Annotated in this window: 17 protein-coding genes; 13 read left to right on the top strand and 4 right to left on the bottom strand. The window is 34.1% G+C overall.

Going from position 1 to position 21,616, the window contains the following annotated elements:
* Positions 1-48: 48 nt before the first annotated feature.
* From PW52_RS00785 to PW52_RS00730, 12 genes are all read left to right on the top strand, one after another.
* Positions 49-3,243, top strand: coding sequence for a SusC/RagA family TonB-linked outer membrane protein (locus PW52_RS00785; RefSeq protein ID WP_044631022.1), 3,195 nt, complete (start codon positions 49-51; stop codon positions 3,241-3,243).
* 10 nt (positions 3,244-3,253) lie between these two features.
* Positions 3,254-4,696, top strand: a complete 1,443-nt coding sequence (locus PW52_RS00780) for a SusD/RagB family nutrient-binding outer membrane lipoprotein (RefSeq protein WP_044631278.1) — start codon at positions 3,254-3,256, stop codon at positions 4,694-4,696.
* A 6-nt stretch (positions 4,697-4,702) separates the two neighbouring features.
* Positions 4,703-6,037 (top strand): sodium:solute symporter family transporter, encoded by a 1,335-nt coding sequence (locus PW52_RS00775; protein WP_044631021.1) that lies wholly within the window; start codon positions 4,703-4,705, stop codon positions 6,035-6,037.
* On the top strand, positions 6,022-6,849 hold the full coding sequence (locus PW52_RS00770) for a metallophosphoesterase family protein (protein WP_044631020.1): 828 nt from the start codon (positions 6,022-6,024) through the stop codon (positions 6,847-6,849). Before PW52_RS00775 ends, PW52_RS00770 begins: the two co-directional genes overlap by 16 nt.
* Before the next feature lie 30 nt (positions 6,850-6,879).
* The gene (locus tag PW52_RS00765) at positions 6,880-7,374 is read left to right on the top strand and encodes a rhodanese-like domain-containing protein (RefSeq protein ID WP_044631019.1); all 495 of its coding nucleotides are present in this window, start codon (positions 6,880-6,882) and stop codon (positions 7,372-7,374) included.
* On the top strand, positions 7,367-7,996 hold the full coding sequence (locus tag PW52_RS00760; RefSeq protein WP_044631018.1) for a TIGR04282 family arsenosugar biosynthesis glycosyltransferase: 630 nt from the start codon (positions 7,367-7,369) through the stop codon (positions 7,994-7,996). The genes PW52_RS00765 and PW52_RS00760 overlap by 8 nt, the downstream gene beginning before the upstream one ends.
* Positions 7,989-8,801 carry a purine-nucleoside phosphorylase gene (locus PW52_RS00755; protein WP_044631017.1) on the top strand — a complete coding sequence of 271 codons (813 nt, stop codon included), beginning with the start codon at positions 7,989-7,991 and terminating at the stop codon, positions 8,799-8,801. The genes PW52_RS00760 and PW52_RS00755 overlap by 8 nt, the downstream gene beginning before the upstream one ends.
* Positions 8,802-8,942: 141 nt before the next feature.
* A complete protein-coding gene (locus PW52_RS00750; RefSeq protein WP_044631016.1) occupies positions 8,943-10,106 on the top strand; it encodes an MFS transporter in 1,164 nt (387 codons plus the stop codon).
* A 3-nt stretch (positions 10,107-10,109) separates the two neighbouring features.
* On the top strand, positions 10,110-10,991 hold the full coding sequence (locus PW52_RS00745) for a sterol desaturase family protein (protein ID WP_044631015.1): 882 nt from the start codon (positions 10,110-10,112) through the stop codon (positions 10,989-10,991).
* Entirely contained in the window at positions 10,988-11,872 is an 885-nt protein-coding gene (locus PW52_RS00740) for a DUF547 domain-containing protein (RefSeq protein ID WP_082050791.1), read from the top strand. Before PW52_RS00745 ends, PW52_RS00740 begins: the two co-directional genes overlap by 4 nt.
* Before the next feature lie 32 nt (positions 11,873-11,904).
* Positions 11,905-12,627 carry a TIGR04283 family arsenosugar biosynthesis glycosyltransferase gene (locus PW52_RS00735; protein ID WP_044631014.1) on the top strand — a complete coding sequence of 241 codons (723 nt, stop codon included), beginning with the start codon at positions 11,905-11,907 and terminating at the stop codon, positions 12,625-12,627.
* Positions 12,628-12,726: 99 nt separating this feature from the next.
* Positions 12,727-14,253, top strand: coding sequence for a carboxypeptidase-like regulatory domain-containing protein (locus PW52_RS00730; protein WP_044631013.1), 1,527 nt, complete (start codon positions 12,727-12,729; stop codon positions 14,251-14,253).
* Positions 14,254-14,260: 7 nt separating this feature from the next.
* Here PW52_RS00730 and PW52_RS00725 read toward each other — a convergent pair whose 3' ends face one another.
* Complete coding sequence (locus tag PW52_RS00725) at positions 14,261-14,989, bottom strand: metallophosphoesterase family protein (RefSeq protein WP_044631012.1); 729 nt, start codon at positions 14,987-14,989, stop codon at positions 14,261-14,263.
* Between the two features lie 158 nt (positions 14,990-15,147).
* On the opposite strand from PW52_RS00725, the gene PW52_RS00720 reads away from it, so the two are divergent.
* Positions 15,148-18,603 (top strand): pyruvate carboxylase, encoded by a 3,456-nt coding sequence (locus PW52_RS00720; protein ID WP_044631011.1) that lies wholly within the window; start codon positions 15,148-15,150, stop codon positions 18,601-18,603.
* On the opposite strand, the gene PW52_RS00715 is transcribed toward PW52_RS00720, so the two are convergent.
* Genes PW52_RS00715 through PW52_RS00705 form a run of 3 tightly spaced genes read right to left on the bottom strand, consistent with a single transcriptional unit; the run spans position 18,600 to position 21,606 of the window.
* Positions 18,600-19,868, bottom strand: coding sequence for a POTRA domain-containing protein (locus PW52_RS00715; protein WP_044631010.1), 1,269 nt, complete (start codon positions 19,866-19,868; stop codon positions 18,600-18,602). The genes PW52_RS00720 and PW52_RS00715 overlap by 4 nt on opposite strands.
* Positions 19,865-20,599 (bottom strand): hypothetical protein, encoded by a 735-nt coding sequence (locus PW52_RS00710; RefSeq protein ID WP_044631009.1) that lies wholly within the window; start codon positions 20,597-20,599, stop codon positions 19,865-19,867. The genes PW52_RS00715 and PW52_RS00710 overlap by 4 nt, the downstream gene beginning before the upstream one ends.
* The gene (locus PW52_RS00705; RefSeq protein WP_044631008.1) at positions 20,596-21,606 is read right to left on the bottom strand and encodes a glycoside hydrolase family 113; all 1,011 of its coding nucleotides are present in this window, start codon (positions 21,604-21,606) and stop codon (positions 20,596-20,598) included. Before PW52_RS00705 ends, PW52_RS00710 begins: the two co-directional genes overlap by 4 nt.
* Positions 21,607-21,616: the final 10 nt, after the last annotated feature.

Genomic DNA, 21,616 nt, shown 5'->3' with positions numbered 1-21,616 from the left:
AATTCAAACTAAAAAACTAATAATAATCCACGTTAGTGGAAGCAATATATGAAGTACTTTTACACTTGCATTATAACAATGCTGTGTTTTTTTGGCAATGCACAAATTACTGTTTCTGGTATAGTTACAGATGCCAATACCCAACAACCGGTTCCGTTTGCGAATATTATAAGTTCTAGCGGAAAAGGAACAACAACTAATGATGATGGTACGTACAGCATCGTTGTTTCTAACAAACAAGACCAACTTATTTTTTCGTTTCTAGGATATAAAACTGAAACCGTTATTGTTGGCGAACAAACAACAATTAATATATCTTTTTTAGAAGATTCTTCAGCTCTCGACGAAGTTGTTGTTACTGCTTTAGGTTTAGAGCGCGACACCAAAGAATTGGGTTACGCTGTACAAGCCATAAGTTCTAAAAAACTAACTACAGTAAAAACGGTAAATTTTCTAGATAATTTACAAGGTAAGCTTGCTGGTGTAACCGTTACACAAGGTGCAACCGGAATAGGTTCGTCGTCTAAAATCACTATACGAGGCGAGGCATCATTTTCTAACAACAATCCGCTTTTTGTGGTCGATGGCGTTCCAATTAATAACGAAACTGTTTTTAACTTTACTAACGAAGCTGCAGCTGGTTTTCAAGAAATTGACTTTGGAAATGGCGCCATGGAAGTAAATCCAGACGATATTTCATCGGTTACCGTTTTAAAAGGACCAAGTGCTGCGGCGCTTTATGGCACAAGAGCATCAAATGGTGTCATTGTTATTGAAACCAAAAATGGAATCAATGCTAAAGGACTTGGTATTAGCTACAACACGTCTATTTTTGTTGATACAGCTTTTAAACTTCCCGATTTTCAAAATAGTTACGGACAAGGAAACTCCGGACAATTTGAATATGTTGATGGTCTTGGTGGTGGTATTAACGACAACATTACCTATTCTTGGGGACCACGTTTAGACAGCGGCTTGCTTATTCCGCAATTCGATAGTCCTGTACAACTTGCAAACGGTACTGTTGTACGTGGTGGAGATACCGCTTTATATTCAGATTTAGATATTACAGCGACACCTTTTGTTTCGCAACCAGATAATTTAAAAGAATTTTATCAAACTGGAATTACAACTATAAACAATCTGTCTATTGCTAATGGATTCGAAACAGGTAATTACAGACTATCTTTCACCGATTTAAGAAGTGAAGCTATTATTCCTGGTGTTAATTTAGATAGACAAACCATTAACACCAAGCTTAACTTTAAACCAACCGAAAAAACCGAGGTTAACGCCGCAATAAGTTATATTAATTCTAGTAGCGATAACAGACCATCGAACGGATATGGTAGCGAAAATGCCAATTATTCTTTAGTTGCTTGGGGACCACGATCATTAAACATTAACAACCTTAAAAATTATTGGCAACCTGGATTAGAAGATGTTCAACAATATTCGTTTAACTATACATTTTTCGATAATCCGTATTTTATCCTTAACGAAAACACCAACGCTTTTAATCGCGATAGAGTTTTTGGTAATCTCGCTTTAAAACAAAATATCTCACCAAAATTAAGTCTTACCGTTCGTTCTGGGTTAGATTATAGTAGTGAAACCAGAACATTACGTCGTGCATATAGTAGCAATCGTTTTCAAAATGGTGCTTATGCCGAACACGATGTTATGTTTAGAGAAGTAAACACCGATTTTTTACTCAACTATAAAAATAATTTTAGCGATGTTTCGGTCGATGTTTATTTTGGCGGTAATCGCTTAAATCAAACCGCATCAAACAAACAATCGCAAACGGTAAGTTTAGCACAACCCGGAATTTTCAACCTAAATAACGCAGCTTCACCTATTGAGGTCTTTCAATTTAAAAGCGAAAAACGAATAAACTCACTTTACGGAATTGCTAAATTAGGATATAAAGATTTTCTATTTTTAGATATTACAGCACGTAACGATTGGTCGAGTGCATTGGCGACGCCATTTTCGGCAGATAATAGCTCCTTTTTCTATCCGTCAATTTCTTCAGGTTTAATTTTATCGAATATTTTTGAGTTTCCAGAATCTATTTCTTTCGCTAAATTTAGAGCCAGTATTGCTCAAGTTGGTAACGACACTAGCGCTTATCAAACCTCTAGTGCCTTTGTCTCGCAAACCCCTTTCGATAGTCAACCAACATTTAGCAACCAAGATTTTATTTCTAATTCTAACTTAAAACCAGAACATATTACTTCGTACGAATTAGGTACCGATTTACGATTTTTTAATAATAAGTTACGATTCGATTTTACCTATTACAACGCCACAACTACCGACCAGATTATCTCATTGCCTATTGCCATTTCGTCTGGTTACAATCAGCAAGTGGTTAACGGAGGAAAAGTAAACACACAAGGTGTTGAAATTATCCTGGGCTTCTCACCAATTCAAAACGATAATTTTAGTTGGAATAGCACCCTAAATTTTGCATCGAACCGATCTGTAATTCAAGATTTACCGCAAGCGGATGGCCGACTAACTCTAGCATACAGTAGAATTTACGACAGTGCGAACCAAACCGTTTGGTTTCAAGTAGAAGAAGGCGGACGCATAGGTGATTTTTACGGAACTGGCTACCAACGTAACGACGATGGCGATTTTGTTATAGACGATAACGGTAATTACATTGCCGATAACAACCTAAAGAAATTAGGCAACTATAATCCTGATTTCATACTTGGTTGGAATAACAATTTCACCTATAAAAACTGGAATCTTAATTTTCTTTTCGATTGGAGACAGGGTGGTGAAATAGTATCGCGAACAAGCGCTCTTGGTAATGTTGGTGGTCAACTTGTAGAAACCAGCTACAGGCCAACAGAAGGCATTATAGCAGAAGGTGTAAATATAAACACAGGCGAACCAAATACAGTTGCTATTACCGCCGAAAGTTATTACCGCCAATTTTACGATCGTAACCATGAAGAAAACAATGTTTACGACGCTTCATTTTTAAAATTAAGACAATTTGCCGTTGGTTATACATTTAATTTAAACAATGGCTTTTTTGGGCTAAAAGAAGGTATGGATGTAAAACTAAGCTTAGTTGGCAACAACCTTTTTGCGATAACCGAAAACCCACATTTCGATCCCGAGCAACTTGCTGTACAAGGTAACGGCTTTGTAAATGGTGTAGAAGATATGAGTTACGCAACCACAAGAAGTATTGGTTTTAAAGCCGGATTTAACTTTTAAATTATCAACAATGAAAATTTTACAATATATACTTTCCATGTTTTGTCTTTTGGTAATTACCAGTTGCACTAAAAACTTTGAGGAAATAAACACCAACCCAAACGCCCCAAGCACAGTTCAACCAAGTTTGCTATTACGACAAGTAATTTACGACTTTGGAGAAAACATGAGCTACGAAGGGTTTGTCGCCGGCGATTTGTTAGCACAACATCGAACGGCTTTAGATTTTAATCTTTTTGATCGCCACGATTTAAAATCACCTCAACTAGGTGGTAATCCGTGGCCTGTGTTTTATACTAATTTAAGAGATAACGAAATCATTTTAAACCAATCGAGAACCATAGAAACCTATGCTGTTTACGAAGGTCCTGCACTTATTTTGAAAGCTTATATGGCTGCAGGATTAACCGATTTATTTGGCGATGTGCCCTATTTTGAAGCTTTTAATGGTATTGAAGGCACTGTAAATCCTGCTTACGACACGCAAGAAGCAATCTACTTAAACAAAAATGGTATTTTAGATAATTTAACTAAAGGCATTGCTGCTATTGAATCTTACAGCGACGTTATCCCACTGGAAGGCGATATTTTGTTTAACGGCAATCTTCAATCTTGGATAAAGTTTGCAAATGCATTAAAAATAAAACACCTTGTTCGTATTTCGGATAAAACGGATGTTTCAGCAGAATTACAAACGCTTTTTAATGAGGCTAATTACATCATTACAAATTCCGAAAATGCTATTTTCAACTTTACAAACACAGATCCAAATAGCTTTAGATTGGCACAACTTCGAGTTGGTGATTTTAATAATTTTGTATTATCTGAAACCATGGAGAACATTTTAAACGACCTTAACGATCCTAGAATAAGCAGCTTATTTAGACCTTTTTCTAATTCAGATTCCAATGCTTTCAACGGACTTTTAAACGGTATTGATGCTTCTTCAACCTCTATTGCTTTAGCCGATTACTCCTTAGCAAGCACCGCTTTTAGAGAAGACACTTCAACACTAGACGCTAATTTTATTACTGCTTGGGAAGTACAATTTGCTTTAGCTGAAGCTGCCGAAAAAGGACTCATTTCTGCAGATGCTCAAACCCTTTACGAAAACGGTGTTGCTTTAGCTTTTGAATACTGGAACACCGAATTACCAGCAACTTACCTTACCGGAACAGCGGCTTACAATGCCATTGATTCTAATCCGTTAGAACAAATTATTACACAAAAATGGATCGCAAATGTAATTAACGGTTACGAAGGCTGGATAGAATATAGACGCACAGGTTACCCGCAGTTAAAAACTATTTCTGCAAGTTTAAATAACAACCTTATCCCGGTAAGAATGCCTTATCCTGCAGAAGAAGAAGCGTTAAATTCTGAAAATTATGCAGAGGCCGCATCTGCAACAAACAACAATAGTATTAATGTGCCAGTTTGGTGGAATAATTAAAAATATATGAGTGTAATAAATTGGCAATGGCTACTGGTAATTTCATCTAGCCTTATTTTCTTTTTTTTATCGCCTTTAGCAAAAACTACAGACGAATTTTTTAAGGCAACACATAAAAACAAAGCCCCAAACACCTTAATGTTAACGGGAAGCCTTATTATTTCCTGGATTTTCGCAAAAAGTATAACCATTGCAGCCAACCTTGGACTAAGTTATGGTTTAGTGGGTGGTGTTGCTTATGCTGGCTACTACTTATCCTTTGCAGTTGCCGGAGTTGTGCTTTATAAAATTAGGGTTAACGGTAAATATGAAAGCATCCATCATTTTTTAATCTCTAAATTTGGCAAAAGTGCCATGACGATTTTTTCACTTTTAATAGCCTTTAGGTTGTTTAATGAAGTTTGGAGTAATACCATGGTAATTGGGAGTTATTTTGGCGAAACAGGAAGCTCCAATTATTATTGGGCCATAGTTGTTTTTACCTTTTTAACTTTATCGTACGCTGTAAAAGGCGGATTAAGTAGTTCTATTTTTACCGATGTGATTCAAATGGTGTTGTTTGGCATTTTACTCTGCATTATTCTTTGGAATATTTTTTCGGTAGAAGACTTTAACGTTTCCAACGTACTACAATCTGGCACATGGAGCTTCGACTTAGGTTTAAATTTATTTTTTGCAGCTATAATTCAGTCGTTTAGCTATCCGTTTCATGATCCAGTGTTAACCGATCGTGCGTTTATAAGTTCTCCAAAAGTGACTCGAAAGAGTTTTTTATGGGCAAGTGTGTTAGGCGCATTATGTATTATTTTGTTTAGTATAATTGGTGTTTTTGCAAAGGAACAAGGTTTTAGTGGGCAAGCCGCTGTACAGGTTGGGAAATTTTTTGGGGTATTAGTATTACTCGTTATTAATTTTATAATGATTACCTCGGCAGCATCAACCTTAGACTCTACATTCTCATCCTTTTCTAAACTCTTGGTTTTAGATTTGGGTGCAAAAAACAGTTTAACCTTTGGTCGCGCGGTTATGATTGCCGTTGCCATACTTGGTACTTTACCCGTTTTTTTAGATGCCGAAATTTTATCGGCTACAACCATTTCTGGAACCATGGTTATTGGCTTAACTCCTGTTTTTATATTTTGGAAAAAAGACGTGCCTAAAATGAGTTTCTTTTTAAGTGTAATTACTGGTGTTATTTTTGGTTTCTTGTTAGTTTTTAAAAGTTTTCCGACTAGTTTAATTTTTACAACAGGAAAATATGCCGATTTACTTTGGGTAAATATTTGGGGTATTTCTAGTTGTATTATTTTATACTTAATACCATCATGGATAAAAAAGTAAAAGACTTAGGAAGCTTAACAGGTAAACTTTTAATTTTTGGAGGTGTTTATAGTAATCTTCAAGCTTTAGAAGCTTTAATTGATGTTGCAAAACATGAAGAAATTCCTTCAGAAAACTGTATTTGCACTGGCGATATTGTTGGTTATTGTGCTCAACCCGAAGAAACTATTCAAACATTTAAAAATTGGAAAGCACAGAGTATTTTAGGTAACATTGAAGTACAATTAATAAATAATGAAGACGATTGTGGTTGCGATTTTAAGTCTGGTTCGCGATGCGATAATTTATCGCAACAATGGTATCCTTATGCTAAAAGTCAAGTTTCACACTCTGCTTTAAACTATTTAGCAACGCTTCCCGATCATATTCAATTTAACTATAACGACTCTACTTTTTTTGTGGTTCATGGTTCATTTTCAAATATTTCAGAATACATTTTTAAATCTACGCCATGGCAGATAAAACAAGAAGTTTTTAAAGCTACAAAAAGCGACACCATAATTGCTGGCCATTCTGGTTTACCTTTTTTAGATAAAAAAGCCAATAAACATTGGATAAACCCCGGCGTAATTGGTATGCCTGCCAACGATGGAAACACCGAAGTTTGGTATGCTATTTTAGACGATAGCGTAAAACCATTTCATATAAATTTCCGTAAGTTAGCATACAACTATAATTTTACAAATAAGTTAATGCGTAATGGCATTCTTCCTGAATCTTATGCAAAAACAATAGCAAACGGTATTTGGGATAACATGGAAATTTTACCAGAAATGGAACAACAATTACAAGGAAAACCAATTGTATTGTAAGGTTAAAAAGATTCATTCAACTAACAGAACATGAGAATTTATGTAACATTATGCCTTCTTTTTTTTACGATGTACAGTTTTAGTCAAAAAAAACTAAAAGCATTACTAAAAAAAGAAAACACGAACAGTATTCCGTACATATCGGTCGATTCATTAAAATCGGAAACCGCAACCTTTACACTGCTAGACTCTAGAGAACCTAAAGAGTTTAAAACAAGTCATATAAAAAATGCCATTTGCGTAGGTTACGACTTTTTTAATGTAGATTCGATTTCAGGAAATCTTCCAGATAAAGATGCTAAAATAATAGTTTATTGTTCTATTGGCATTCGATCGGAAGACATTGGCGAAAAACTAAAAAAGGCTGGCTATACCAACGTTCACAACTTATATGGCGGTATTTTTGAATGGAAAAACAAAGGAAATCCAGTTTACGACTCGAAAGAAGTAGAAACCGATAATATTCATACATTCTCAAAACCATGGAGTAAATGGTTAACAAAAGGCACAAAAATTTATGACTAATACCCTTTTAATAGTATTTGTTAAAAACAAAACATTAGGCACTGTAAAAACTAGACTCGCTAAAACTATTGGCGATTATGGAGCTTTCGAAGTATATACCGAACTTTTAAAAATTACCGAAAAAGTTGCCAACCAGGTTCCTTACAGCAAGCGCATATATTTTTCGAACAACGTTGAAGAAAACACCTGGGGCAATCATATTAAAACCATTCAAAATGGTGCTAATTTAGGCGATCGCATGCTTAATGCTTTTAAGGATGGTTTTAATGCTGGTTACGAAAATATTGTATTAATTGGGTCGGATTTACCAGACATTAGTGAAACCGAAATTAATGAAGCTTTCGAAGCCTTAAAAACTAAGGATGCGGTTTTTGGACCTGCTGAAGACGGTGGCTATTACCTGATTGGTTTATCTAAACTTATTCCTGAAGTATTTAGCAACAAACCTTGGAGTCAGCCATCACTTTTAAACGAAACACTTAAAACTTTAACCCAAAATAATAGTACGTTTAGCACACTAAAAACATTAAACGACATTGATACTTACGACGACTTAATCGCCTCGAAATTTTACAAAAACAACAAAATATTACAGGAAAAAATACAACAATTAAATGATTAAATTTATTGAAAAAACGGTTGACTACTTAAAAGAAAAAGGATTTGACTCCCCAGAAATTGGTATTATTTTAGGCACAGGTTTAGGGCAATTAATTAATGAAATAGAAATTATTGCTCAAGTTAGCTATAACCATATTCCTAACTTTCCAACAGCTACGGTTGAGTTTCATAAAGGCAAACTTATTTATGGAACCATTGAAGGCAAAAAGGTTGTTGTTATGCAAGGCCGTTTTCATGTTTACGAAGGTTACACTTTGCAAGATGTTACTTTCCCAGTAAGAATAATGGAAAAATTAGGCATTAAAACGCTTTTAGTTTCGAATGCAGCTGGAGCTATTAATTTAAACTTTAAAAAGGGCGAATTAATGGTTATAGACGACCATATAAATCTTCAAGGTAGTTCGCCTTTGGCATTTAAAGGTGTTTCGGAACTTGGTGAACGATTTACAGACATGAGCGCTCCTTACGATGCCGAGATTAATTCTAAATTTAAAAGCATTGCTTTAAAACATAATATAACACTTCATAAAGGTGTTTATGCTAGTGTTGTTGGTCCGCAGTTAGAAACCCGTGCCGAATATCGCATGCTTAAAATTATTGGTGCCGATGCTGTTGGTATGAGTACCGTGCCCGAAATTATTGTAGCCAATCATTTAAACTTAAAAGTAGCTGCTATTTCGGTTTTAACCGATGAATGTGATCCGGACAACCTAGAGCCTGTAAACATCGATGATATAATTGCGCATGCTACCAAGGCAGAACCTAACATGATTTTGTTATTTAAAGAATTATTAAAAAGTATTTAATTCTTTTTAAACACCTTTAGCAAGCAACAGCAATACGCTTATATTCTTTGGTTATAAGGTATTAATAATTGAGACATTCACGGTTTTTTAAAATTTCAAAACCAATTATTGGCATTGTACTAAGCTAATTTTAAAGTTAATATGAATAGTAAACGTATTTTAACCGTAATTGTGTTCGCTCAATTTTGCTGTACCTCGTTATGGTTTGCAAGCAATGCGGTTATTAACCCAATAATTGAGTCGTTTGGTTTACCTGGTAACGCCTTAAGCATTTTAACGTCGGCTATACAATTAGGTTTTATAACTGGCACACTTTTATTTGCCATTTTTAATGTTGCCGATAGGTTTCCGCCGTCAAAAGTATTTTTTGTTTGTGCTTTTCTTGCTGCTATTTTAAACTTGGGTATTACTTTACCACAAAATACTTTGTTTAGTTTATTTGGCTTACGTTTTAGCATAGGTATTTTACTCGCTGGAATTTATCCTATTGGCATGAAGATAGCTTCAGATTATTTTGAAGCAGGCTTAGGAAAATCGTTAAGCTTTTTAGTTGGCGCTTTAGTTTTGGGCACCGCGTTCCCGCACATAATAAGCAACACAATTGACGCAGCCCTTTGGAAACAAGTTATTATTTACACTTCGCTGTTAGCCACTTTAGGCGGAGTTTTAATGCTATTTTTAGTTCCTAATGGCCCGTACCGAATTGCGAGCTCATCTATAAAACTATCATTGTTTGCAACTATTTTTAAATCGACAAAATTTAGACAAACGGCATTTGGTTATTTTGGCCACATGTGGGAACTCTATACTTTTTGGGCTTTCGTTCCTGTAATATTAAGCTACTACTCCAATTCGCAAAATATTCCAATAAATGTTTCATTATGGTCGTTTGTAATTATAGCTTCAGGAAGTTTAGCCTGTGTTTTTGGCGGTTATATCTCGGAGAGAACATCAACTAAATCTACGACATTAGTTGCTTTAGCTTTATCTGGTTTTTGCTGTTTATTATCACCCTTAATATTATCAACTTCCTCTGTTATAGTAGTCATGGTATTTTTAATTTTTTGGGGCATGGTAGTCATTATCGATTCCCCGTTATTATCTACAATGGTTGCAAAAAATGCATCGGCGAAAACTCGAGGAACAGCTTTAACTATTGTAAACTGTATAGGTTATAGTTTAACCATTTTAAGCATACAGCTGCTGGCCTTATTATCGCAACACATTAGCATAAAGTACATTTTCGTAATATTATCTATAGGTCCTATTTTAGGCGTAATATCTCTTTTAAAAATAAAAAACTAAACCATGGAAAGGTATTTCGACATTATTAAAAAATCATATTCCGGATATTGGAACTATCTTAAAAACGAATTAGTTAACATAAACCATTGGGATAATTATTTTTACGGCCTTATTGCTATTTCACTCGTAGTTTGGGGTTTAGAAATTATATTTCCTTGGCGTAAAAATCAATCTGTATTTCGTAAAGATTTCTGGTTAGATACGTTTTATATGTTCTTTAATTTTTTTCTATTAAATCTTATAATTCTCATAGCTTTATCGAATACTGTTGCTCATTTTTTTAATGATATTTTAAGTGTAGTTAATTTATCCATTTCAAGTTTTCAGCTTTTCGATGTCGACCAATTACCCAAAGTCTTAGGCCTATTTATTTTCTTTGTAGTTTCAGATTTTGTGCAATGGAACACCCATCGATTATTACACCGATTTGAGTTTTTATGGAATTTCCATAAAGTGCACCATAGTGTAAAAGAAATGGGCTTTGCCGCTCACCTACGCTACCACTGGATGGAACCTGTGGTTTATAAATCGATACTCTACATTCCTTTAGCTATTATTGGTGGTTTTGATGCGCAAGATGTTGCCATTGTTCACTTTTTTAATATAACAATTGGGCACTTAAACCATGCTAACTTAGGATGGGATTACGGTGTTTTAAAGTATGTTTTTAACAATCCTAAAATGCACATTTGGCATCATGTAAAACACTTACCAAAACATGTAAGGTATGGTGTTAATTACGGACTAACCTTAAGCCTTTGGGACTATATTTTTAAAACCAATTACATACCGCATAACGGCAGAGATATTGAATTAGGATTTGAAGGCGATGAAAATTTTCCAAAAGATTTTTTACACCAAGAAATGTATCCTTTAAAAAAATGAAACAATTAACTATTATTTGTATTGGCCTTATATTTATAGCTTGTTCTGGAACTAAAAGCACTTCCGAAGCATCAAAAAAAACAACAACCAAAGTTATAGAGAAAACACCTGAAGCTGTTATAGATTCAGCACTTACAAATAAACCAATAATAATAGTAGACTCGTTTAAAACAGCCGAAAATAACACAAAACAAACACCTTCGAAAACTACCCAAAGCAATCTGCCGTTAAATCTTCATAACGCTTGGGATGCATTATTACAAAAACACGTTACGGTTGTTGGAAATGTTAATTATGACGGATTTAAAACAGACGAAAAACTATTAAATAATTACATAAAAAGTTTACAAGCCATTTATTCTACCAACGAGTTCTCTAGTTTTTCTAAAAACCAAAAATTAGCCTTTTGGATTAATGCTTATAATGCTTTTACAATTGATTTAATCCTTAGAAATTATCCGGTAAAAAGTATTAAAGACATAAAAAATCCGTGGGATGAACGTCTTTGGAAATTAGAAGAAAAATGGTTTAACTTAAATGATATTGAGCATAATATTTTAAGAAAAATGGACGAACCTAGAATACATTTCGCCATAGTTTGTGCCTCAATATCTTGTCCGAAATTACAAAACCAAGCTTTTAAGACTTCCAATTTAAACGAGCAATTAACCAACGCTACCCAACAGTTTTTAACCGATAGCTCCAAAAACCAAATTTCGGAAAACACCTTAAAACTATCTAAAATATTTAAATGGTTTGCAAAAGATTTTAAAACCGACGACTCTAATTTAATTGATTTTTTAAATACATATTCCCAAGTAAAAATAGCTCCTAATGCAACAAAAAGCTACTTAGATTACAACTGGAATTTAAACAAATAAAACCATTGGCGTAAAAACATCGTAAGTTAAGTATGATTAGTATTATTATTCCAGTTTTAAACGAAGTAAATAACATAACGGTTTTACTTCAGCATTTATTAAAAAATTCGACAGCAAAAAATGTTTCCGAAATTTTAATTGTTGATGGCGGCAGTAACGACGGCACCATTGCTAGCGTTAACCGGTTTATTAATTTTGCTGCAAACAACGACCAATCGGCATTGCCAAATATTAGAATAATTAATTCAACCAAAGGACGTGCTAAACAAATGAATTTTGGCGCACAAAACGCCATAGGTAAAGTGCTTTATTTTTTGCACGCAGACTCTTTTCCGCCAGCACATTTTGATGTTTTTATATTAAACGAAATACAAAAAGGAAACCAAGCTGGCTGTTTTAGAATGCAATTCGACAGCAACCATTGCTGGCTCACACTAGCTGGATGGTTTACTCAATTTTCGTGGCGTATATGCCGCGGCGGTGACCAAAGTCAATTTATAACAAAATCACTTTTTAACGCTATTGGCGGCTACGACGAAAGCTATATTATTTACGAAGACAACATGCTAATAAACGAATTGTATAAACGTAAAAGCTTTGTTGTAATTAATAAAAAACTTACCACCTCATCGCGACTTTATAAAAAAGTTGGTGTTTTTAAATTGCAATATCATTTCTTACAAATTTATATAAAACGCTATTTAGGCGCATCGGCCGAAGAGCTTCATAAGTACTACAAAAAATCTATTGCTTAAATAAAATTTGTTAAAAATTAACCAAACTGCATGTAACAAAATGTTAATTTTTAAGTCTTTTTCATGTAATGCTATATCTTCATAGCCAAATCGAAAAACATGAAACAAGCTTACTTACTTATTCTCGTATTTTCTTTATCAATTACTTCTGTTGTTGCACAACATTCAATAAACGCCCGACTTATCGATTCGGTAAGCCAAAAACCCATTCCGTTTGCAAATATTACACTTGGTAAAAAATTAGGCGTAATAAGTAATGCCGATGGTGTTTTTCAAATTCATTTTAAAAAAAATCCATCGCCACAAGATTCTCTAATGATTAGCTGTTTAGGCTATGAAAACAAAACCATTCCTGTTTTAAAATTTAAGGATAGCCTTTTACTTTTAAGTCCTAGTTCTATAGAATTAGATGAAGTTTTAGTTTCAAATAAACATTACACCGCAGACGAAATTATTGAAAAGGTGTATGAAAATTTAGAACAAAATTACAGCGCGCCGTTTAATAAAAGTAGGTTGTTTTATCGGGTTTCCTATTTTAATAAAATGCTGAAAAAACATGTTGATGTAAAAAAAACAACGATTCCAGAACTTAATCAAAAATTTGCCGATAGTATTTTAAACATTTTACCCAATACAAATGCCGATTACACCGAAATTTTAGGTGATTTTTACACGACTACAAGCGATATTATCGATGATGCTAAACTCGACATTATTAAAGCCTCGCATTTATACGATAAAAACAACGCTGTTTCTTTTGATGGTGTTGAAGAAAGACTCAATACTATTTTACAAAAACGAATAAAACGCGACTCGTATTTTAAAGTAAAATCGGGTTTATTTGGAACCAAAACCGAGATTGATACTACTATTTTTAATGACGAGCCAACAAAAGAAGAAAAACAAACCGAAGCATTTCTGCAAGCTCAAAAAAAGAAAGAAGAAGCCCGAAAAAAGCAATTTTTATCTTATAGAAAAAGTGATTTAATCGATTTACAAGAATCTAGTTTTATTTTTGAAGATTCCGACTTAAATTTTATTTATAAACCCAATAAATATGAATTTGAAATTGTCGATCATTTATTTTTAAACGAGGCTTTTGTTTACAAAATAACCTTTAAACCCAAACGAGGAGCCGATTACAAAGGCGTTTTATACATAAACACCGACGACTTTGCGGTTGTTCGAGCCGATTACCAAAACGTGAAGCAATTAAAAAGCTTTAATCTTTTAGGTATTTCGTATGAAAAAAATCTGTTTAAAGGTCTGTTTATTTACGAACAAGATGATGCTAAAAACTATAAATTAAAATATGCCGAATCTGTTGACGGCACCAATTTTGGTATAAAGCGTCCGTTTAAAATAATTGAAAAAAACAAAAACACTAAAGGTCGTAGAAAACAAAACGAAATATCGACAGACATTCATTTTATAATGTCTAACAGCGAAAAACGAGAGTTAGTGGTTTTCGAAAATAGCACTTTAAGCGAATCTAGCTTTAACAATTTTAAAGAAAACCCAGATGTAAAACCAACCTATTTACCAGATTACGACCCTACTTTTTGGGAAGGATACAATGTTATTGAGCCTAACCAAGCCATTAAGTCGTTTAAAAGTATAGAGTAATTTTGCACTATTTATTTCTACCTTGTTCATTTGGGTATAAACCAGGTAAATTATCGCTTTGTACAAAAACTTTTGTATCAATATTCATGCCTGTAACTTTACCTTTAAAAGCGGCACCAGTATCTATATTCCAAACATTAGCAGCATGCATTGGAACATCTACATTAAAGTTTGTGGTTGGCGTATGCCCAATAAATATTTCGCTATAATGCCCTAAACGTTTTGGGTAAGACACATTGGTTTTAGGTAGATTTTTATCTAAGCTTAACGCCATTTCCCAAAGGGTTCTGTCATAGTACAAGGTTTCTTTAACCACTTCTTTTTCCACACCGTGCATCGATGTAAACCCCGCATGCAAAAACAAGCGGTTCACACTATCGATATAGTACATTTTCAAATTTTCGAAAAACTGTAAATGCGCTTTCTTTTTTTCAACAGAATATCCTTCATAACTATCCATTGTTTCTTTACCACCATGAATATACCAAGTTGGATTTACTTCTTTACTACTCAACCATTGTTCGCACCAAACATCATGATTTCCTTTTATAAAAATACAGTTAAATGTTTGAGATAAATCTATCAATAAATCTATAACCTGAGCCGACTCACTCCAGCCATCTACATAATCACCCATAAAAATTAGGGTATCGTCATCTTTAATTTCTAATTTATTTAAAACTTGTGTTAAGGCTTTAAGTCCGCCATGAATATCACCAATTGCAAAGGTTCGCATGAATAATGTGTTTAATTTAATACAAATCTAAAGGTTTACAAATCAAAACAAATCTTTACATTATTAAATTAAGTTTAAAAATTAGCCTTAATTATTATAAAATAAGTATCACAATTCGTACTTTAAAGCACGCTATTAATTATAATCCTACCTGCTAAATGAAAATTAAAAAAGTTTTAGTTGCAAATCGTGGTGAAATTGCTATTCGCATTTTTAGAGCCTGTACCGAAATTAACGTTCAAACTGTTGGCATTTATACTTTCGAAGACCGCTACTCATTACACCGCTATAAGGCAGATGAGTCGTACCAAATTGGAGAAGAAAACGAACCTCTAAAACCTTATCTAGACATTAATGCTATTATTAAAATAGCTTTGGATAATAACGTCGATGCCATTCATCCTGGTTATGGTTTCCTATCTGAAAATTCAAATTTTGCTCAAGCCTGTAGCGATAACAACATTATTTTTATTGGCCCTAAAGTATCTGTTTTAAGGTCGTTAGGAGATAAAATCACAGCTAAAGAAGTAGCCATAAACAACAACATTCCTATAATAAAAAGCAATATTAAACCTTTAGTTGATGTTAAAACCGCCATTGCAGAAGCAAAAAAAATAAAGTACCCTATTATGCTAAAAGCAGCCTCTGGAGGTGGTGGTCGAGGCATGCGAGTTATTCGTAACGAAGAAGAATTAAAAAAAGCTTATACCGAAAGTAAACGAGAAGCATTAAATGCCTTTGGAGACGACACCGTATTTCTTGAAAAATTTGTTGAAAACCCAAAACATATTGAAATTCAAATTGTAGCCGACAACTATGGCAACACCGTACATTTATTTGAAAGAGATTGCTCGGTACAACGACGCTACCAAAAAGTAATTGAATTTGCACCATCGTACGGTCTAAAACAAGAAACTAAAGAGGCACTTTACAATTATGCGTTAACCATTTGTAAAGCTGTAAATTATAATAATATTGGCACGGTAGAATTTTTAGTAGACGATGATGACTCTATATATTTTATTGAGGTAAACCCTAGAATTCAAGTAGAGCACACCGTTACAGAAGTTATTACAAATATCGACCTAGTAAAAACCCAACTTTTTATAGCTGGAGGTTATAAGCTAAGTGATGAGCAAATTAAAATTACCAGTCAAGAAGCCTTAACAATTAGCGGTTATGCATTACAATGTCGTATTACTACCGAAGATCCTCAAAACGATTTTAAACCCGATTACGGCAGTGTTACAGCCTACCGTAGTGCTTCTGGATTTGGTATTCGATTAGATGCCGGAAGTATTTATCAAGGCGCAAAAATATCTCCATTTTTCGATTCGATGCTTGTAAAAGTAACGGCACATGGTAGAACTCTTGATGGTGCCAGCAGAAAAATACGTCGTGCCTTAGCCGAATTTAGAATTCGTGGAGTTAAAACTAACATGCCGTTTCTCGATAATATTTTAAAGCACGACACCTTTAGACAAGGAAAAATTACGGTAAACTTTATAAAACAAAATCCAGACTTATTCCAGTTTAAAGCACCAAGAAACCGTGCCACAAAGTTACTTACTTACCTTGGCGATGTTATTGTAAATGGCAATCCAGATGTTAAACAAATAGAGCATAATAAAACGTTTGTAAAGCCCAAAGTACCAAAGTTTGATACTAATGCAAGATACCCGAAAGGCACTAAAGACATACTTACAGAACTAGGACCAGAAAAATTTGTCGAATGGTTAAAAAAAGAAAAACAAGTTCACTTTACTGATACCACCATGCGAGATGCGCACCAAAGTTTGTTAGCTACGCGTATGCGTACCTATGATATGCTAAAAGTTGCCGAAGGTTATGCTAAAAATCATCCGGAAATATTTAGTATGGAGGTCTGGGGCGGTGCCACTTTTGATGTTTGCTTACGTTTTTTACAAGAAAACCCTTGGGAACGTTTACGTTTACTTCGTAAAGCTATGCCTAATTTGTTATTACAAATGCTTATTCGAGGTTCAAACGGCGTAGGGTACAAAGCTTATCCAGATAATTTAATTGGAGAATTTGTAGAACATTCTTGGGAAAATGGAGTCGATGTTTTTAGAATTTTTGATTCGTTAAACTGGATGAAATCGCTTGCACCATGTATTGAACATGTTCGCACCAGAACCAAAGGTTTAGCCGAAGGTTCTATTTGTTATACAAATGATATTTTAAATCCTGAAAACAAAAAATACGACTTAAAATATTATGTTAATCTCGCCAAAGAGATTGAAAATGCAGGAGCACATATTTTAGGTGTAAAAGATATGGCTGGCTTATTGAAACCTTATGCGGCTTACGAACTTATTTCAGCATTAAAAGCTGAGTTAAATATCCCTATTCATTTACACACTCACGATACCTCATCAATTCAAGCGGCCACTTATTTAAAAGCTATTGAAGCTGGTGTAGATGTTGTTGATGTTGCTCTTGGAGGGTTATCTGGATTAACATCGCAGCCTAATTTTAACTCGGTGGTAGAAATGTTGAAATTTCAGGAGCGTGCTTCAAATATCAACATCGATTCTTTAAACGCATACTCAAACTATTGGGAAACCGTTCGCGACTATTACTATCCGTTCGAATCTGGATTAAAAGCAGGCTCTGGAGAAGTTTTTAAACACGAAATTCCGGGAGGCCAATACTCAAACCTAAAACCACAAGCTCGTTCTCTTGGGTTAGAAGATCGTTTTCACGAAATAACGCAAATGTACAGCGATGTAAATCAGCTTTTTGGAGATATCGTTAAGGTAACACCAAGTTCGAAAGTAGTTGGTGATATGGCACAATTTTTAGTTAGTAATAATTACACCATACAAGATGTTCTAGAAAAAGGCGAAAGTATTTCGTTTCCGCAGTCGGTTGTCGATTTTTTTAAAGGCGATTTAGGTCAACCTGTTAATGGTTTCCCTTCAGCGCTTCAAAAACTTATTTTAAAAGATATAGAGCCTTATACTGATAGGCCAAACGAGCATATGCAGCCGCTAGATTTAGAACAGGAATATGAAACCTTTAAAAAAACATTTGAGCACGACTTGAGTCGTAAAATTGAATATACCGATTTTCTGTCTTATCAACTTTATCCAAAAGTTTTTACAGACACTTACAACAAGCATTTAAAATACGACAACCTTATGAATTTGCCTACTAAAAATTTCTTTTATGGCATGGAAATTGGCGAAGAAATTATTGCAGAATTAGACAAAGGCAAACGCTTATTAATTACACTAGAATCTGTAGGACAGCCCAATAACGATGGCATTGTCACGGTTTATTTTAAATTAAACGGACAAGGACGAAGTGTTGATATAAAAGATAATTCTATAAAGGTAGAGAAAATAGAGAATGCCAAAATTGATAGCACAGACCCTAACCAAATAGGTGCGCCATTACAAGGCATGCTATCTACTATTTTGGTGAAAAAAGGTGAAAAAGTAAGCAAAAATCAACCTTTATTTATTATTGAGGCTATGAAAATGGAAACCACTATTACCGCAAATAATGATGCTACCATTAAAAAAATTGTTTTAAAACCAGGGTTTATGGTAAACGCTAACGATTTGGTATTAATTTTAGAAGACTAAAAATATTGCCCAATACCAAACACAAAACCACGGCTGGCATTTTTAGTTAAACCTACCCCATAATCAATTCTAAAAATGGCATTAAATATTTTTTTATGAATAAACCTTAAACCTGCACCCGGAAACAAACGCATATTTTGCGAATCGGTAAAATCACCATAATCGCCACCAGGGTTTCGCCAGGTACCAGCATCAATAAAAGCATTTCCTTGTAAAACAAACCACCCTTTTTCGTAAAGGGTTTGTCTGTATTCTGTGTTTAAAACTAAAGCAGCTGTTCCTCTATCAATTAAATTACCAACACCTCTTAAATTTTTATTATTATCTACTGCAAATGGCGCAAAAGGTGTTTCGTCGTTTGTTGCAGTACCAATATGAAACCTACTTGCCCAATTACCGCGCTGTCCAACCCGTTTAAAGTACATAAAATCGTTCCATCCAATTAAAAAATCGGGAAACTTTTTTCGGTCTCCAGCACGAGAATGCACATACTGAAAATTAAACACACTCCTAAAGCCTTCGACGTATTGATAATCGTAATTTAAATTGTTATACTCGTAAATTAACTTATAAAGTATTTTATCTACATCTAAACTCAATGGTACAACATTACTAGTAGCTCCTGAAACATATTTATAATCTTCGCTAAAAATATTAACACCAGCTTCAATTCTATTGGTAAAATTAAATTGATATAAGCCCAAAACCTCCAACGAATTATTGTTATAACGATAATCTGCTGTGTTACTTTCGAAAAAAACAGGCTCCAAAGTAGTTAAGTTTTGATAATTTACAGCTAAGCCTAATTGTCTTGAAAACAAATATGGCGCCCTAAAATTTATTGCATAAGAGTCGTAAATATCCTTTTGATAAAACCCTCCAAAAGCAATATTTTGTCCGAACAAATTAAACTCGTAAAGCCCTAAACGATATGCAAACTCGTCGTTGTTTGTAGTATAAACATTTGCTGAAGGAATAATTGTAAAGTTCTCCTCTATATTGTAAAACACATTATACTCGTTTTCTTTTTCTGTTGGAAATACCTGATAATAAGCGTGCGCAATTGACGGTAAACGTTTTAATAACTTAATATCGCTTTCAATAATAGCAGAATCTAACGCCACACCAGGTTTTATATTCGATATTTTTTTTACAAAACCCGATTTTAATTTTTTATTGCCTTGCACTTTTAAATCGGCAACCGTGTTTTGCGAAAATGTAACGCAGGTAAAACTTAGAAAAAGAAAAAGTAATAGTTGCTTCATTGTACAGTAAATTGATTGATGAAAAATTCGTTTATCCAATTATCTTCACTCACATCCATAATGGTTATGCTGTAAGTTTCGCCCAACGTTAAATCTGGTGGAGTGCCATTTGTAATATTTAAAACCACGTTGGATGTATTGTAATATTGAAACTGAGTTTCGAAAGTATAAGTGCCCGAAATTAAATCGTTGTTGGTGTTTGAGATTACCTCGAAAAAAATAGCATTATCTGCTTCCGAATTCACTTCCCAAGTAAACAACGGCATCTGCGAAGTGTCTTGATTTATATTAATGTCACTAGAAAAAATAGTAGGTTGCGATTGGTTTTTTATAAGAATTGGATTTGAAAGTTTTATTTCGCCATCCATTTCAAAAGAAACAATAAACCAACGTTCTACTGTAATATTATTTTCAAACTTTCTTAAATAGCCATTAAAAACGGGCAAATCTTCAGCTTGTAAACGGGTGTAATTTTCAAAATTATTAGGATCAACGTTATTTGAAGCTGTTTCAAAAAGTATAAAATTTTCGGCATCGCCTTCTGGATAAAAATAAACAGCCGCCGCATTCGAGGTTTCACTTTCGTTTCCGGCGCAAGCTATAACAGCTCCAGTTTCATAGGTTTTATTTTCAATATAACTTGTTAAATCTAAAATCTGTTCTGTTATATCATCATTTGAAGCACAAGATGCTACTAAAACCAATAAACATAACGCTTTTATTATTTTCATTTTATGGTGTTGTAATAATGTTTAATTACAGCTTCTGCTGGTTTATTTTGTGGTGTAAACTGGTTATTATTTTCGCCACCAACTTCGTTGTGTTTATGAAACCACTTCCAAACAAATCCGCCTGCAAACCAATCTTCTTTCCAAAAAGTTTCAAAAAGTGCTTTTGTGGTGTTTACTTGAGCTTCTAAGTTAACTTCTGTCATGCTTCTACTAAAAACCCATGGTTTTTTACCTGCAAAGTCTACACTTCTATATCCAAATTCGGTAAACAAAATTGGTTTATTGTGTTTTTCCGAAATCGATTTTATGATTGGTTTATGGGGTTTCCAACCTTCCAAGCAAGCTGCAACTGTAGGTGTTTGCATATCGCTAACTGGAAAATAAGCATCAATTCCAATAAAATCTAACTTATCCCAAAATGGCGTTGTTTTATACTCGTCCCAATTTGCGGCATAAGTTAGTTTGCCACTGTAAACCGTTTTTATTTCATTTATTAATTGCTCCCAATACTGAGGTCGGTGCTCAATAAATTGTTGTAATTCGGTGCCAATACAAAGTATGTCGACTTTTAATGCCTGAGCTAACACTGCATACTCTAAAATAAATTTAGAATAAGAATTTTCGAGTGTTTTCCAATTGGCTTCGCTTTGCATTTTAATGTATCCTGTAAACTCACCACGACCAATCCATATTTGTGGTTTTAGCATAATTTTTATACTATGCTTTCGCAACTCATTTATGTATTGTTCTACGCCTGCTTTTCGCTCGCCATACCATTGTCGTTCTCCATTAAACCTAATTTCTGGTGTACTTAAATCTCTAATAAAACCAAAAGGCATTACAGCCGCGTAATTAGCATTTACTTGTACAACTGGAAGCGTGTGGCTCTTGTTTATAGATTCTCTGGAAGAAACAAAACTTACGCCGTTTATTTTTTCAACTTGACCATTACAAGCCGTTAGAATTAATAATATAACACCTAGGACTTTACATTTTAAATATTGCATTTACATATTG

Source organism: Neotamlana sedimentorum, assembly GCF_000943565.1.
GTDB lineage: Bacteria > Bacteroidota > Bacteroidia > Flavobacteriales > Flavobacteriaceae > Neotamlana > Neotamlana sedimentorum.
Note: the sequence above shows the minus strand (reverse complement) of the source record. Positions and strands in the feature narration are given on the sequence as shown.

Coding starts and splice junctions, on each gene's coding strand:
- PW52_RS00745 (WP_044631015.1), top strand. CDS start 10,110: ATGGAAAGGTATTTCGACATTATTAAAAAATCATATTCCGGATATTGG.
- PW52_RS00755 (WP_044631017.1), top strand. CDS start 7,989: ATGATTAAATTTATTGAAAAAACGGTTGACTACTTAAAAGAAAAAGGA.
- PW52_RS00705 (WP_044631008.1), bottom strand. CDS start 21,606: ATGCAATATTTAAAATGTAAAGTCCTAGGTGTTATATTATTAATTCTA.
- PW52_RS00730 (WP_044631013.1), top strand. CDS start 12,727: ATGAAACAAGCTTACTTACTTATTCTCGTATTTTCTTTATCAATTACT.
- PW52_RS00735 (WP_044631014.1), top strand. CDS start 11,905: ATGATTAGTATTATTATTCCAGTTTTAAACGAAGTAAATAACATAACG.
- PW52_RS00765 (WP_044631019.1), top strand. CDS start 6,880: ATGAGAATTTATGTAACATTATGCCTTCTTTTTTTTACGATGTACAGT.
- PW52_RS00720 (WP_044631011.1), top strand. CDS start 15,148: ATGAAAATTAAAAAAGTTTTAGTTGCAAATCGTGGTGAAATTGCTATT.
- PW52_RS00750 (WP_044631016.1), top strand. CDS start 8,943: ATGAATAGTAAACGTATTTTAACCGTAATTGTGTTCGCTCAATTTTGC.
- PW52_RS00770 (WP_044631020.1), top strand. CDS start 6,022: ATGGATAAAAAAGTAAAAGACTTAGGAAGCTTAACAGGTAAACTTTTA.
- PW52_RS00780 (WP_044631278.1), top strand. CDS start 3,254: ATGAAAATTTTACAATATATACTTTCCATGTTTTGTCTTTTGGTAATT.
- PW52_RS00715 (WP_044631010.1), bottom strand. CDS start 19,868: ATGAAGCAACTATTACTTTTTCTTTTTCTAAGTTTTACCTGCGTTACA.
- PW52_RS00775 (WP_044631021.1), top strand. CDS start 4,703: ATGAGTGTAATAAATTGGCAATGGCTACTGGTAATTTCATCTAGCCTT.
- PW52_RS00725 (WP_044631012.1), bottom strand. CDS start 14,989: ATGCGAACCTTTGCAATTGGTGATATTCATGGCGGACTTAAAGCCTTA.
- PW52_RS00710 (WP_044631009.1), bottom strand. CDS start 20,599: ATGAAAATAATAAAAGCGTTATGTTTATTGGTTTTAGTAGCATCTTGT.
- PW52_RS00740 (WP_082050791.1), top strand. CDS start 10,988: ATGAAACAATTAACTATTATTTGTATTGGCCTTATATTTATAGCTTGT.
- PW52_RS00785 (WP_044631022.1), top strand. CDS start 49: ATGAAGTACTTTTACACTTGCATTATAACAATGCTGTGTTTTTTTGGC.
- PW52_RS00760 (WP_044631018.1), top strand. CDS start 7,367: ATGACTAATACCCTTTTAATAGTATTTGTTAAAAACAAAACATTAGGC.